The organism is Parvularcula marina, from assembly GCF_003399445.1.
Classification (GTDB): domain Bacteria; phylum Pseudomonadota; class Alphaproteobacteria; order Caulobacterales; family Parvularculaceae; genus Parvularcula; species Parvularcula marina.
In genome coordinates, this window is sequence record NZ_QUQO01000002.1 from 194,973 (window position 1) to 208,964 (window position 13,992).

The window sequence follows — 13,992 nt, forward strand, 5'->3', positions numbered from 1 at the left end:
CTGAGAGTGCAACTTTTGAGTTAGATTATCACTTATGGATTCGTCCGCTTGGAAACTTAAAATTTGAAGGAGTTTTCCGTCATGTCAGGAGTACAAGATATTCAAAATGCGGATATCCCCCTGGACAAGGACCGGTTCACTCGATCGCTCTTACGTCATCTCACAGGCGCATTGGAAGATATAATTGGTCTACCGGAAGCGGCTGGTTTTGTTTCAATTGTTGGTGACACGATGGGGGAAGAAATTGGCACATCCTACCGTCAGTCATTGCAAGTTGAGAACTTGAATAAGGAACAGGTTGCGGCCTGTCTTGTCGATCTAAAGAGGCGGATCGGAGGCGAATTCTACATCATCGAGGAAAGTGACGAGGAGATCGTCTTCGGCAATAATGCTTGTCCATTTGGACAATATGTCGAGGGCAGGCCATCCTTATGCATGATGACGTCAAACGTCTTTGGACGGATTGCAGCCGATAATCTGGGCTATGCAAATGTCAGAATTGACGAGGCAATTGCGAATGGTGATAGGGGGTGCCGTGTCGTTATCAGATTGAAGCCTGATGAGAGGCCTCAGAGTACAAGCCGTGAATATTTTGCAGTAGAGGCAAGTCATGACCAGCATTGAGTCAGTGCTCGAACTTTGCCCGGAGCCGTGCATCGTCCTCGACGGTGAGGCCAAAATCGTCCACGCAAATTCGAAGGCGCGTTGTTATTTGGAGACGGATGATTGCGCTGGACGAAAGCTCGTCGAGTTTCTTCATGACAATGAGCCTGACGTAATAGAGGACATTGTCTCCAAGGCTTCTGGTTCAACTATGCCTCGACCTGCAAAGCTGAAACTGGGGCCGGACATTAGCGATCATGCTGTCGTGATTGCACAGCGGCTTTTGCCTGCCGAGCCACTACGGATCGGTGTCAGATTTCCGGATCTGCGACAGGGGCGTTTCAAGGCGCTAACCAAGAAAGTTGATGCGCTAAATGCGGAAGTCAGAGAGCGGCATCGTTTGCAGCACCGCTTGGAAATTTCCCTTCAGCAGAACATTCTCCTGATGCGTGAGTTGCAGCATCGCGTGAAAAACAACATCCACGTCATCATCTCGCTCCTTGAGCAACAGGCTCGGCGAAGCGAGGATCAGGTCTTTCATGACCTCGTCGACACGGCGACACGTCGCCTTCTTGCGATGTCACGGATCCATGAGCTGATGTATCGGCGCGGAGAGATGTCACAACTCGATGGTCATGATCTCATCCTTTCGCTGCTAGAATCATTGAAGAGTGCGACGGATAGCTCGGTCAGTTTCGTAGAAAAAATTGAGGCGGGGTGGTCACTGACAAATGATCAGGCAGGGCCGGTTGCCTTGATCATCAATGAGCTCATTACGAATGCAGTACAGCATGCAACTTCGGATAAAGGGCTCCAAATTATTGTTGAGGCTGGCCTGGAAGATTCGAAAATAGTTCTCTCTGTAAAAGACAATGGACCCGGTTTCCAACTTGAGGAACGCTCCTCAGAGAGTCTCGGTTTAACGATGGTGAAAGGCTTATGCGCTCAGCTAGCGGCATCTTTCAACGTTGAGAGTGTGAACGGCGCACAATGTAGTGTACGGTTCAAGCACATCGCCGAGTTGGAGTGTCCGAATGGAGAGTCTGAGTACATCGCCTGAAAAGAGCCGTCCGCCAGTGACTTCCACTGCTGGGGACAAGCTCAAGGTTGTTGTTGTTGAGGACGATTTCCTGGTTTCTCTCTCCGTTAGCGAGGCGATCGAACTTGCTGGAATGGAAGTTGTGGCGACAGCAGCCACAGCAGGTCAGGCAGTGGCACTTTGCGAGACGGAGCGGCCTGATCTTGTGACCATCGATCTCAATCTGTGTGGTGATCTTGTCGGTATCGAAGTTGCCGAAGTGCTACGTGAACAGCTTGATGTCCCGATCATCTTCGTGACGGCATTCAACTCACCGGAAATACGTGAGGCTGGTGATAAGTCCTCGCCCCTGTGCTGGATCGAAAAGCCCTTCACTCCTCGCGTCATGGCTGAGCGTTTGAAGGCCGTCACCTCATCGCTGCACTAAGTTAGCCAACAAAGGCTTTCTCAACGACGAACTGAGCCGGCTGCGCATTCGAGCCTTCGGTGAGGCCAGCTTGTTCGGTCAGGGCCTTGGTGTCAGCGATCATCTCCATCGAGCCGCAAATCATCACCCGGTCCGTTTCGGGATTGAGCGGCGGCACGCCCAAGACTTCAAACAGCTTGCCGCTTTCGATCAGCGTTGTGATGCGCCCTTCGAGCGGATGCTTCTCCCGCGTGCAGGAAGAGACATATTTGAGCTGCGCGGGCGCAACGTCGCCGACCAGCGGGTCATCCTTCAGGCTGTCGACGATCTCACCTGAATAGGCGAGCTCATCAACGAGACGGCAGGTATGGGTGACGATGACTTCCTCGAACTTCTCGTAGGTCTCTGGCTCGCGGACAAGGCTTGCAAAAGGAGCAAAGCCGGTGCCGGTCGAGAACATGTAGAGCCGCTTGCCGGGAGTGAGGGCGTCGAGCACCAGCGTACCGGTCGGCTTCTTGCCGACGATGATCTCATCGCCGACTTCGATTTTCTGGAGCCGTGAGGTGAGGGGGCCGTCCTCGACCTTAATCGAGAAAAACTCGATTTCCTCGTCCCAGGCGGGGCTCGCGACAGAATAGGCCCGCAGGATCGGTTTGCCGTTATCACCGGGCAGGCCGATCATCACGAATTCGCCTGAGCGAAAGCGGAAGGCCGGATCACGGGTCGTGCGGAAGCGGAACAGTCGGTCGGTATAATGCTGGACGAGCGTGACTTTTTCCGTGGTGAAGGCAGCCATGAGAATTCCTTAAAAGGCGGTCGGACGAGCGAAAGCGCGCATATGGGTGCTGTCACATATGAATGGCAACCCAACCCTTTCTCGATAGGACGTGAGAAATGCTATGCATTCACGTGAATCAATGGGGTTTTCATGTGCGGCCAGCAACATTATATCGCACCTGCACAACAACGGGCAGGCCAATGCTCCTCAAAATGCTCAAATCAAAGATCCACGGGGCGACCCTGACGATGACCGACCTTCATTATGAGGGTTCGATCGCGATCGACGAGGATCTGCTCGATGCGGCGGGGATCCTGCCTTACGAGCATGTGGACATCTGGAACGTCACCAATGGCAATCGGCTCGCGACCTATGCGCTGCCCGCCGAGCGCGGCTCACGGCAGTTCATGCTCAACGGGGCGGCGGCACGCCTTGCCCATGCCGGGGACAAGGTGATCATCTCGGCTTTTGGTCAGGTGCCCGCAGAAGAAGCCCGGAACTACAAGCCGACCGTCGTCCTCATGAATGACGACAACTCGATCCAGCGGATCATCTAAGCGGCCAGACGCCATCTTGCCAAATGCCCTCCGAACGATGTTAATGCATCGAAATTCGGTAAAGGGCTTACTCTCATGACCAATCTTCGCCGCCTTGTCCTTGGCTCGGCCGCAATTGCTTTCCTTGCCTCCTGTGCTGCAACGGCGCCGGACGCGGATGCTCCTAAAGGGGCGAAATACGACACAAGCTGGCCTGACGGCGCTGCAGCTTCGGCGGAGCGGTTCCGGAACGATCTGACGACATTGGCGGGCGACGAATATGAGGGCCGAGAGGCGGGCACGCCAGGCTATGACAAGGCCGTCGATTATGTGGTCGCTGCCTACAAGGAGATCGGCCTCAAGCCCGCGGGCGACAATGGCTACCTCCAGCAAGTGCCGCTGCGTAAAGAGAAGACGGTCGTTGAGGCGTCAGTCGTCGAGCTGGCCGGCGCGGACATGCAGATCTTCGATGATTTCTACGTTGGGGCCTCGACCTATCATGAGAGCTTTGATGTGACGGCGGATGTCGTCTTCATGGGTTATGGTCTTGATGCGCCGATGTTTGGTCAGACCGCGTATGACAAGATCGACGTGACGGGAAAAATCGTTGCCGTCCTCAGCGGTGTGCCGGATGATCTGCCCTCTGAGGAAAATGCCCACTTCAACCGTGCTTCCACCAAGCGGGAAGCAGCTGCCGCGCATGGCGCGGTTGGTTTCGTGACGCTCAACCCGACGGGCGGCTTCAGCGGCTCGCGCCTTGAGCGCGCGGCGGCACGGGCAAGTGAGGTTGTGGTTCATCCGGACGGCAAGGATAAAGAGATCGCAGCGGCGGCCTATCTGACCGAAACGGGCACGGCCAAGCTGGCACTTGCCGCCGGGATGAGTGCGGATGATTTTAACGACGGCATGGCGCCGAAAGAGCTGGGTGTCAGTCTGCGCATTGCCGGCGCCAGTGAATGGGAAGATTATGAATCACCCAACGTCATTGGCGTCATTGAGGGCTCTGACCCTGACCTGAAAGGCGAATATGTCGTCCTGACGGCTCACCTTGATCACATTGGCAAGCTGCGCGTCATTGAAGAAGATCCGGACAAGGACATCATCAATAATGGCGCCATGGACAATGCGTCCGGCATCTCGACGCTGCTCGAGGAAGCCCGCAAGTTCAAAAATGGCGAGCGGCCGCGCCGGTCGATCCTTTTCGTTGCGCTGACGGCTGAGGAGAAAGGTCTTCTGGGATCGGAATATAATGCCCAGAACCCGACAGTGCCGGCAGAATCCATGATTGCCAATGTCAATCTCGACATGCCGATCCTGCTGCATGATTTTACTGACGTGATCGCGTTTGGTGCACAGCATTCCAGTATCAAGGAAACGGCGGAGGCTGCTGCCGGTACGCTCGGGGTAACCTTGTCGCCTGACCCCGTGCCTGAAATGGTCCTCTTTGTACGGTCGGATCATTATAACTACGTCAAAGTGGGCATCCCTTCGATCTTCATGGTGCTCGGCTTTGAAAATGGTGGTGAAGAGGCTTTCCGCGGTTTCCTTTCGACCAATTATCACCGACCCGGTGATGAAGCGTCTCAGGATATTCGCTATGACCAGGCGGCACGCTTCGCCGAAATCAACTACCGGATCGCGAAAGCCATCGCGAATGCGGACGAACGCCCGACTTGGAATGAAGGCGATTTCTTCGGCGACTATTTCGGGAAGTAAGGCAGGCGCCCGGCGAGACGCCGGGCACCTTTTTTCGGGCTGGCTGATGGCTCGGCGTTCTTGACCTGTTCTCCGGTTCGGCCGACAATCAGCGCATGCTTTGTGAGCTCCATATCCAGGATATCGTCCTGATCGATCAGTTGCGGCTGTCGGTCGGTGGTGGATTGACGGCCCTGACCGGGGAGACCGGGGCGGGCAAGTCGATCCTGCTCGATTCGCTGGGCCTCGCGACCGGCGCGCGGGCTGATAAAGGGCTCGTCCGCTACAGCGCAGACAAGGGCATTGTCGCGGCGACCTTTGATGTGTCAGCGGAGCATCCCGCCTGGGAGGCGCTGGAGCAGAACGGGCTCTCAACCGAGGATGACACGATGACCCTGCGCCGTGTGCAGATGGCGGACGGCAAATCGCGGGCTTTCATCAATGACCAAGCAGTGAGCGTCGCGCTCCTGCGCCAGATCGGCGAGACCCTGATTGAAGTCCATGGCCAGCACCAGAGTCTCGGATTTCTGAACCCTGAAACCCATGGCCAGCTTCTCGATCAGTATGGCGGGCTGACCGAAGAGGCCGCAGAGGTCGCGCGCCTCTGGTCAGAGGTGCGGGAGATCGAGCGGACGCTGGAGGAGGCAAAGGCCGAACGCGCGCGCCTTGCGGGGGAGACGGATTATCTGCGCCATGTCGCCGAAGAGCTGACCGCGCTCGGCCCCGAACCGGGTGAGGAGGCAACGCTCGCCGACCGGCGTGCAGTGCTGATGGCAGCCGAGAAAGTCGCCGGTGATCTCAGGGATGCGACAGAAGTGCTTGAGGATGATGGCGCGACGCGCAGGCTCGCTCATGCCGCCATGCAGATCGAGCGCGCAGCCGCCCGCCTGCCCGAAGGAGAGGCGGGGCCTCTGACCGAAGCTGTCGCGCGGCTTGATGCGGCGATGGAGGAGTTCGGTGCGGCCCGCGATGCGGTGGTGGCCGCGGCGGACAGTTTTGTGACGGATGCGGAGGATCTCAACCGGACCGAGGAGCGCCTCTTTGCCTTGCGCGCAGCGGGCCGGAAATATTCGCGCATCCCGGACCGGCTGGCGGACTACCTGCAAGAAGTGACCGCCGCGCTCGCCAGTATCGAGGAGGGCGAGGAGAATTTCGGCAAGCTCGAAGCCGACCTTCGCGCGGCGCGCCGGAAATTCGACAAGGCCGCCTCGCTTCTCTCCGAGCGGCGGCGACAGGCCTCCGACCGTCTCGATCGGGCGATTGAGAAAGAGCTGAAGCCCTTAAAGCTCGGCCATGCGCGCTTCCATGCGGAGGTCGACCCCCGGCCTGATGAGCCAAGCGCGCGCGGCATTGACCGGATCCGTTTTCTTGTCTCGACCAATCCCGGCACGCCTTTCGGTGATCTCTCCGTGATTGCATCGGGCGGGGAACTGTCGCGCTTCGTGCTTGCGCTCAAAGCCGTGCTGGTCGCCCGTGAGAGCCGCACCGTGATCATCTTCGATGAGGTCGATTCAGGGGTCGGCGGCGCAGTAGCCGATGCGGTCGGCGAACGTCTTGAAGCCATTTCGCGGGGCAGTCAGGTGCTTGTTGTCACGCACAGTCCGCAGGTCGCCGCGCGTGGGGCCGTCCATCTGAAGGTGGAGAAAAAGGGGCGCCAGCGGCTGACGACCACGGTCACCCGGCTTGACGATGAGGCGCGGACGGAGGAAATCGCCCGCATGTTGTCCGGCGCGAAAATCACCGATGAGGCACGGGCCGCTGCGGCCAAGCTGCTCGCTGGCAAGCCGAAAAGGCGGGCTGCGTGACGGACAGGACGCCGGCCGAAAAGCTGTCTGAAAAGGACGCTGGTACGGAGCATGCGCGTCTTGCAGCACTCATCGCCGATGCGGATCGCGCCTATTATCAAGATGATGACCCGAGCCTCACGGATGCAGAATATGATGCCGCCCGCCAGCGGCTTGAGGCGATTGAAGCGGTCTTTCCTGCCCTGAAGAATGCGGAGAGCCCAACACAGAAAGTTGGCGCGGCGCCCAGCGGACGCTTTGCAAAGGTCACGCATGCCCGGCCCATGCTGTCACTTGATAATGCGTTCTCGGATGAAGATGTGCATGAATTTGTCGCGCGAATTCGGCGGTTCCTCGGTCTGGCCGAGGACGAGGAAGTCGCCTTGACGGCGGAGCCCAAAATTGACGGGCTGTCGGCCAGCCTGCGTTATGAGAAGGGCAAATTCGTGCTCGGCGCGACACGCGGTGACGGCACGGTGGGCGAGGACATCACCCGCAACCTTGCGACGCTTGATGATATTCCGAAGGAGATCAAAGGCGCGCCGGATGTGCTCGAAGTGCGCGGTGAGGTCTATCTCGGCAAGGAGGATTTTGCCGAGATGAACCGGCGGTTCGAGCTCGAAGGCCAGAAAGTTTTTGCCAATCCGCGCAACGCGGCAGCGGGTTCCTTACGCCAGAAAGATGTCGAAGTGACAGCTTCCCGGCCGCTCAAATTCTTTGCCTATGCTTGGGGTGAAGTGTCGGGCGAAGGCTTGGCCGAGACGCAGAGCGGCGCGGTCGAACGACTTGCGGAGTTCGGGTTCTCCGTGAACGATCTTTTCGTTCGTACCGCAACCGTCGAGGAGGCGCTTGCGCATTATCATGCGATTGAGGAGCAGCGCGCCGAACTCGATTACGATATCGATGGGGTCGTCTATAAGGTTGATCGGCTCGACTGGCAGGAGCGGTTAGGCTTTGTCAGCCGCGCGCCGCGCTGGGCTATTGCCCATAAATTCAGCGCCGAGAAGGCCCAGACAATCCTTGAGCGGATCGATATTCAGGTTGGGCGGACCGGCGCGCTGACGCCGACGGCGCGGCTTCATCCCGTGACGGTCGGCGGGGTCGTTGTCTCCAATGCGACCCTGCACAATGCCGATGAGATTGAGCGGCTCGATGCGCGTGAGGGGGACACGGTCATCATCCAGCGGGCAGGCGATGTCATCCCGCAGGTGCTGGAAGTCGTCAAAGCCAAAAGGCCCAAGGGGGCAAAACCCTATCAGTTTCCTGAGACCTGTCCGGTCTGCGGCTCGGATGCCGTCCGGGAGCTGAATGAAAAGACCGGCGAGCGCGATGTGGTCACGCGCTGCACCGGCGGGCTGATCTGTCCCGCGCAGCTTGTCGAGCGCCTCAAACATTTCGTCTCCCGCCGTGCGATGGACATCGATGGACTCGGTGCGCGGCAGATCGAGGATTTCTTCGGGCGGCGGATGATCCGCTCCCCAGCGGATATCTTCACGCTGGAGCAGCGTTATCTGGACGACGAATTCGACGTGCCGGGCACGTCGGATCTTCAGAGCTATAAGCGCCTCGCGCCGACCAAGACCCAGCCTGCACGCTGGACGAATGAGGTCACCAACCGCAAATCGCTCGACAATCTTTTCGCCTCGATCCGGGCGGCGCGCACGCGTCGGCTCGACCGGCTGATATTCGCGCTAGGCATCCGCCATGTCGGAGAGATCACGGCCAGATTGCTCGCCAGTCGCTATGAGTCGCTTGAAGCCTTTGAGGCGGCGGGGCAGGCGCTGGCTGCGGGGAATGAAGAAGTGAAGGCCGAGCTGCTTTCGATCGACGGGGTTGGTGAGACGGTTACCGACGCACTCGCCGAATTCTTCCATGAGCCGAAAAATGTCACGGCACTGACGGCTCTGGCAAAGGAAGTTGATCCGGAACCCATGCCGAAAGCCGCCTCCGACAGCCCAGTCTCCGGCAAGACGGTCGTCTTTACCGGCACGCTGGAGAAGATGACCCGCGACGAGGCCAAAGCAAAAGCGGCAAGCCTTGGCGCGAAAGTATCCGGCTCGATTTCGGGCAAGACGGACTATCTGGTCGCGGGCGCGAAGGCCGGCTCCAAGCTTAAAAAAGCGGCGGAGCACGGCGTGAATGTGCTGACCGAGGATGAGTGGCTCACCCTAGTCTCCGGGTGATCAGAGCGCGGCAGTCCGGGCTTTCAGCCAGTCCTTGACCTCACCATCAAGCTCGGGGCCGACCTTGGCCCAGACCTCTGCGTGATAGTCGTCGACCCATTTGCGTTCGTCTTCGGTCAGCATGTCCGCGACGATCAGTTCGCGTTCGAGCGGTGCAAGGGTGATGGTCTCAAAGGACATCATCTCGCGTTCGCCGCCGGGGACCGGTTGCGGCTGGGTGACGATGATGAGGTTTTCAATCCGTATGCCGAATTCACCCGCCTTGTAGAAACCGGGCTCATTCGAGCAGATCATGCCGGGCTCTAGCGCCTGCGCGATCGGATGTTTCGAGATCTTCTGCGGGCCTTCATGGACACCCAGATAGCTGCCGACGCCGTGGCCTGTGCCGTGATCATAGTCGAGGCCCGCTTCCCAGAGCGGGCGGCGGGCGAAGGCATCGAGCGCGTGGCCGGACGTGCCCTTGGGGAATTTCGCTGTGGCGAGCGCGATATGACCCTGCAGAACCAGCGTGTAGCAGCGGCGCATCTCCTCGGTCGGTGCGCCAATTGCCATGGTCCGGGTGATGTCCGTCGTGCCGTCCTCATACTGACCACCAGAATCGATCAGGAACAGGGTGCCCGGCTTGATCTTCTGATCGGAGCGGGTCGAGACGCGGTAATGCGGCAGGGCACCGTGATTGGCAGAGCCTGAAATCGTATCAAAGCTGATATCTTTGAGGACGCCGGTTGCGATACGTAAGGATTCAAGTTTCTGGGCGGCGGCGATTTCTGTGAGTTCGCTCTTGGGGGCTTCCTCGGCCAGCCAGTGCAAGAAGCGGGTGATGACCGCGCCGTCGCGGATATGAGCCGCGCGCGCGCCATCAAGTTCGGCGTCGTTCTTCAGGGCACGGGGGAGGGAGCAGGGGTCTGCCATCTCCTCAATGCCGGCGCCCGCAGCCTCAAGGGCCTGCGTGAAGGCAAGCGGGGTGATGGCAGGGTCCACGGCAACCTTGACGCCGGCTTTGCCCAGATCGGCAAGGGCGGACATCACTTCCGTCTCGGCACGGATGGTCACTTCATTGCCAAGATGAGCGGGCAGGCCGTCGGTCACCTTGTCGGGATGGATGAAAAGCTCGGCGCTACCATCAACGCGCAGGATCGCGCGACCAAGCGGCAGGGGGCTGGCGTGGACGTCGCCGCCACGGATGTTGAAGAGCCAGGCCAGCGAATGCGGTGCGGTCAAGAGCGCAGCGCCGACCTTGGCGGATTTAAGATCTTCGGCCAGACGGTGGCGTTTGGATTCGCTTCCCTCACCTGAAAAGCTGTCTGGGTGCGGAAGGATCGGCGCGCAGGGCTCTTCAGGCTGGTCTTCCCATGCGACATCTATCGGGTTGGTCTCCAATGCCTTCAGGGTAAAGCCAGACTTCGCGGCCATCCTTACATAGGGTGCAAGACCGGCTTTCGAGTAAAGGAACGGGTCATAGCCGATGACCGCGCCCTCGGCAGTGTTCGTGGCGAGCCACTCGGCGGGATCGACATCGGCGGTATTGTGAAGCTCGAAATATTCCTGATCGACCTGTTCGCGCAATTGCAACGTGTACCGCCCATCAGAGAAGACGGCGGCCTTGTCCTTCAAGACGATGGCCATTCCGGCGGACCCGGAAAAGCCCGACACCCACATCAGCCGCTCGGCATTGTCAGGCAGATATTCGTTCAGATAGGCATCATCATGCGGGATGAGCAGGCCATCAAGGCCCTGGTCGGCCAGAGCGGCCCGCAATGGGGGGACATGCGCCGCGGCAAAGCCGATATCGGATGCGGGCTCGAATGTCTGAAACATGGGAAATCTCCTTACGCGTCACCTGCGCGACGCCTAGCTGACGCCGCCTGAAAATAAAAACGCCGCCCTCAGTCTCATGACCGGGCGGCGTTTCCAATGACTAAAAAGCAGGGCCTTAGCTGGCGTCGACTTTTTCTTTCTTCGCAAGGTGCTCGTGAATTTCCTCGATCGCTTTTTCGAGGGTCTTCTTGCGCACAGCGGCCACTTCGCGGCCGAATCGCTCGCGCGCCTGCTCGAAGAGCTGGCGTTCAGAATAGCTCTGCTCGGGTTGGTCGTCGGCGCGATAAAGGTCACGAACGACTTCAGCGACAGAGATCAGGTCGCCAGAATTGATCTTGGCTTCATATTCCTGCGCGCGGCGCGACCACATGGTCCGCTTGATGCGGGCCTTGCCTTCGAGCAGTTCAAGGGCGCCATCGATCTGTTCGGCCGTCGAGAGGTTCCGCATGCCGGACGCTGCGGCCTTCACCACAGGAACGCGAAGCTTCATTTTCTCGTGCTCGAAATCGATCACGAAAAGCTCGACCTCGATATCAGCGATCGACTGCTTCTCGACCGAGTCGATATAGCCAACGCCGTGAGCCGGATAGATGATCTGGGTGTTGACCTTGAAGGTCTGATTCTTGTCCCGCCGAGCTTCGGCGCGTTTGGCCACGCGAAGGGCCGGGCGCATCGGGGCGGGGGCAATTTTCGGCTTATCGTCGTCGCCTGCTGACTCAGGGGCGGCTTTCGAATTTGCTTTAGCTGCTGGTAACTTAGCGGCTGATTTCACAGACTTTTTCTCACTCTGCTTGACGGTTTTGGGAGATGAGGACGCGTTGGCGGTACCTTTGCCAGACGTCGTTTTCCGCGCCGTTTTGGCGGCGGATTTCGGAGCAGCGGCCTTTTTGGTCGTCTTGGCCGCAGCGGGTTTCTTCGGCGCTGCTTTTTTGGCAGTCGTCGATTTTGTGGGGGAATCGGATTTCTTCACTGCCGCTTTCTTGGCGGGTTCGGCTTTTTTGGCCGTTGTTGTTTTCTTCGCGGTGGTCTTACGAGCCGTCGTCGGGCTCTTGCGTGCCGTACTGGTCGACTTACGGGCGGTGGTTTTCCGTGTGGCGGTGCCCGAAGCCGTTTTGGCTGTCTTCTTGGTCGTTGTCGTTTTCTTTGAAGAGGTGGCTTTGCTCATCGCCAATCCTTCCGCGTAGCCTCATCCAGACCGCAGACACATGTCAGCGGCATGAGAGAAATAAAAAGACCGCCGGACCGGCGGCCTCCGATCTGTTAAAAATGGGGCTTCTGCCCCGACTTATTGGGGCCTCGCCCCAGCATTCACCTACATATAGCACAAAATTGCACAGGATTCCAGCGCCGGGCATCAGCGACCGGAATGCAGGGGGCTTCAGGGTCGGCGAGGCTTATTCGTCGCCAGTGCCAGGTGCCTCGGACAGTTTGTCGAGCTTGCCGTCTACTTCGGCATAATTATCCGCGTCAGGCAAGGCAGGTTTGGCCCGCGTTATATTCGGCCACATCTCGGAAAGGCGAGCATTCAGCTCGGTCCACTTGCCGTCAGGATCTTCGGTATCAGGCTTGATGGCGTCGACCGGGCATTCGGGCTCACAGACACCGCAATCGATGCACTCATCCGGCTTGATGGCGAGGAAATTCTCCCCTTCGTAGAAACAGTCGACAGGGCAGACTTCGACACAGTCGGTGTATTTGCAAAGGATGCAGGCGTCGGTGACGACATAGGTCATCTGGCGGTCACTCTTTCGTTGCGAACGGGCAGGCCGGGAATCCCCGCCTATATGGATAAACTGCAAAAAGGCAACAAGTGCAGCATTGCTGACGCTATCCACAACCGGGCTAATGCCCTACGACACATTCATGACACTCTCGCCTATCCGCCGCCGTCTTCTCTACCGGGCCATGCACCGGGGGTTTAAGGAAGCTGATCTCGTCATCGGGAATTTTGCCAAGCGGCATCTCGAAGATATGACGAGTGCGGAAGTCGATGAATTTTCCTCCTTACTCGAAGTGCCGGATCAGGAGCTTTACGCCTGGATCATCGGGCGTGAGGATGTGCCGGACAATTACAACGGGCCGGTTTTTCGCAAGATGCGTGACTTCGAGGTTGCGACATTATTGCTCAGCGGTTCAGCCTGAAATCTTTCTCAGAGAGTCTTGAAATTTTTGTCGCAGACGGCAAATTGCCGCTGTCGCGAAGGCTTTAGACGTCTCGTGACCCGGCATGTCGGGCGACCATCACGGTACGGCGGGCGTCATGACCGGTTCGACTCGAAAGAGTTGCGGCCGCCCGCAACGAACCGCTCGGGGAGGGGAAACCCTCCGTTGAGCCTTTCGTGCGGTGACTGGCGGCGTTTTCCTTCTTAAAGGGCAGCGATCTGTCAAAGTGGGTGACTTTATGTCATTCTGCTATGCTGATGCGGAGGGTCACCGAGCCCCAACGTAAAGAAGGTCGCAACATGCCGCGATTTGCTGCCGGGGTTGTTAAGTTTCAGTCCGAAGTCTTCCCCGAGAAAAAAGAGCTGTTCGAAAAACTGAGCCACGGCCAGTCGCCCGAGGCCCTGTTCATCACCTGTTCGGATTCCCGTATCGAAACGGCGATGATCACCCAGACAGACCCTGGTGAGCTCTTCATCTGCCGGAATGCCGGCAACATCGTGCCGCCGCATACGGAACATACAGGCGGGATGACCGCGAGTATCGAATTCGCTGTTTCTGCGCTTAATATTCCGCACATCGTCATCTGTGGGCATACAGAATGCGGGGCCATGAAAGGCGCGATGAACCCGGAGGGGCTCGATTCGCTTCCCCATGTCCGCCAGTGGCTTGGCTATTCCAAAGCCGCAGTTGACATCGTCAATCATCTTGCACCGGATGCGGATGATGAGACACGGATGAAAATGCTGCTCGAACAGAATGTCGTTTTGCAGCTCCAGCACCTCAAAACTCACCCGGCAGTCGCGGTACGTCTCGCCAAGGGCGACCTTGCGCTGCATGGCTGGGTCTATGACATCAAGAGTGGCGAAGTCGTCGCTTATGATGAAGCGAGCGGCAAATTTGAGCCGGTTGCGGAGCGTTACGCAGCGGAAGTGGCAAAGCATCTGGGGCATTCCGGCTGCGCGGCCTGACCTGAACCCTCTTCAAGGA

Annotated in this window: 14 protein-coding genes; 10 read left to right on the plus strand and 4 right to left on the minus strand. The window is 58.4% G+C overall.

Annotated elements, in window-relative coordinates:
- Positions 1-81 precede the first annotated feature (81 nt).
- Genes DX908_RS14805 through DX908_RS14815 form a run of 3 tightly spaced genes read left to right on the plus strand, consistent with a single transcriptional unit; the run spans position 82 to position 2,069 of the window.
- Positions 82-624, plus strand: a complete 543-nt coding sequence (locus DX908_RS14805) for a methanogen output domain 1-containing protein (protein WP_116393265.1) — start codon at positions 82-84, stop codon at positions 622-624.
- Entirely contained in the window at positions 611-1,663 is a 1,053-nt protein-coding gene (locus DX908_RS14810; protein ID WP_116393266.1) for a histidine kinase dimerization/phosphoacceptor domain -containing protein, read from the plus strand. Before DX908_RS14805 ends, DX908_RS14810 begins: the two co-directional genes overlap by 14 nt.
- A 16-nt stretch (positions 1,664-1,679) precedes the next feature.
- The gene (locus tag DX908_RS14815) at positions 1,680-2,069 is read left to right on the plus strand and encodes a response regulator (RefSeq protein WP_158548862.1); all 390 of its coding nucleotides are present in this window, start codon (positions 1,680-1,682) and stop codon (positions 2,067-2,069) included.
- Between the two features lies 1 nt (position 2,070).
- On the opposite strand, the gene DX908_RS14820 is transcribed toward DX908_RS14815, so the two are convergent.
- The gene (locus DX908_RS14820; protein ID WP_116393268.1) at positions 2,071-2,844 is read right to left on the minus strand and encodes a ferredoxin--NADP reductase; all 774 of its coding nucleotides are present in this window, start codon (positions 2,842-2,844) and stop codon (positions 2,071-2,073) included.
- A gap of 182 nt (positions 2,845-3,026) precedes the next feature.
- On the opposite strand from DX908_RS14820, the gene panD reads away from it, so the two are divergent.
- The 4 genes from panD to ligA all read left to right on the plus strand — a co-directional run bounded on the left by panD (position 3,027) and on the right by ligA (position 9,024).
- Positions 3,027-3,383: an aspartate 1-decarboxylase gene (gene panD, locus DX908_RS14825; RefSeq protein WP_116393269.1), complete on the plus strand. Its 357-nt coding sequence runs from the start codon at positions 3,027-3,029 to the stop codon at positions 3,381-3,383.
- Between the two features lie 75 nt (positions 3,384-3,458).
- Positions 3,459-5,078 (plus strand): M28 family peptidase, encoded by a 1,620-nt coding sequence (locus DX908_RS14830; protein ID WP_116393270.1) that lies wholly within the window; start codon positions 3,459-3,461, stop codon positions 5,076-5,078.
- A gap of 95 nt (positions 5,079-5,173) precedes the next feature.
- The gene (gene recN / locus DX908_RS14835) at positions 5,174-6,862 is read left to right on the plus strand and encodes a DNA repair protein RecN (RefSeq protein WP_116393271.1); all 1,689 of its coding nucleotides are present in this window, start codon (positions 5,174-5,176) and stop codon (positions 6,860-6,862) included.
- Positions 6,859-9,024: an NAD-dependent DNA ligase LigA gene (ligA, locus tag DX908_RS14840; protein ID WP_116393272.1), complete on the plus strand. Its 2,166-nt coding sequence runs from the start codon at positions 6,859-6,861 to the stop codon at positions 9,022-9,024. The genes recN and ligA overlap by 4 nt, the downstream gene beginning before the upstream one ends.
- Here ligA and DX908_RS14845 read toward each other — a convergent pair whose 3' ends face one another.
- Positions 9,025-10,842: an aminopeptidase P family protein gene (locus tag DX908_RS14845; protein WP_116393273.1), complete on the minus strand. Its 1,818-nt coding sequence runs from the start codon at positions 10,840-10,842 to the stop codon at positions 9,025-9,027. It lies immediately after the preceding gene.
- 115 nt (positions 10,843-10,957) lie between these two features.
- On the minus strand, positions 10,958-11,515 hold the full coding sequence (locus DX908_RS16495) for a CarD family transcriptional regulator (protein WP_199564769.1): 558 nt from the start codon (positions 11,513-11,515) through the stop codon (positions 10,958-10,960).
- A gap of 145 nt (positions 11,516-11,660) precedes the next feature.
- Here DX908_RS16495 and DX908_RS16500 point away from each other — a divergent pair, with 145 nt between their 5' ends.
- Positions 11,661-12,026: a hypothetical protein gene (locus DX908_RS16500; protein WP_199564770.1), complete on the plus strand. Its 366-nt coding sequence runs from the start codon at positions 11,661-11,663 to the stop codon at positions 12,024-12,026.
- A gap of 210 nt (positions 12,027-12,236) precedes the next feature.
- Here the strand turns inward: DX908_RS16500 and fdxA are convergent, their stop codons facing one another.
- Positions 12,237-12,575, minus strand: a complete 339-nt coding sequence (fdxA, locus tag DX908_RS14855; protein WP_116393275.1) for a ferredoxin FdxA — start codon at positions 12,573-12,575, stop codon at positions 12,237-12,239.
- 112 nt (positions 12,576-12,687) lie between these two features.
- On the opposite strand from fdxA, the gene DX908_RS14860 reads away from it, so the two are divergent.
- Together DX908_RS14860 and DX908_RS14865 are read left to right on the plus strand one after the other, a co-directional pair.
- Positions 12,688-12,984 (plus strand): succinate dehydrogenase assembly factor 2, encoded by a 297-nt coding sequence (locus tag DX908_RS14860; protein ID WP_233508732.1) that lies wholly within the window; start codon positions 12,688-12,690, stop codon positions 12,982-12,984.
- Between the two features lie 320 nt (positions 12,985-13,304).
- A complete protein-coding gene (locus DX908_RS14865; RefSeq protein ID WP_116393276.1) occupies positions 13,305-13,973 on the plus strand; it encodes a carbonic anhydrase in 669 nt (222 codons plus the stop codon).
- Positions 13,974-13,992: the final 19 nt, after the last annotated feature.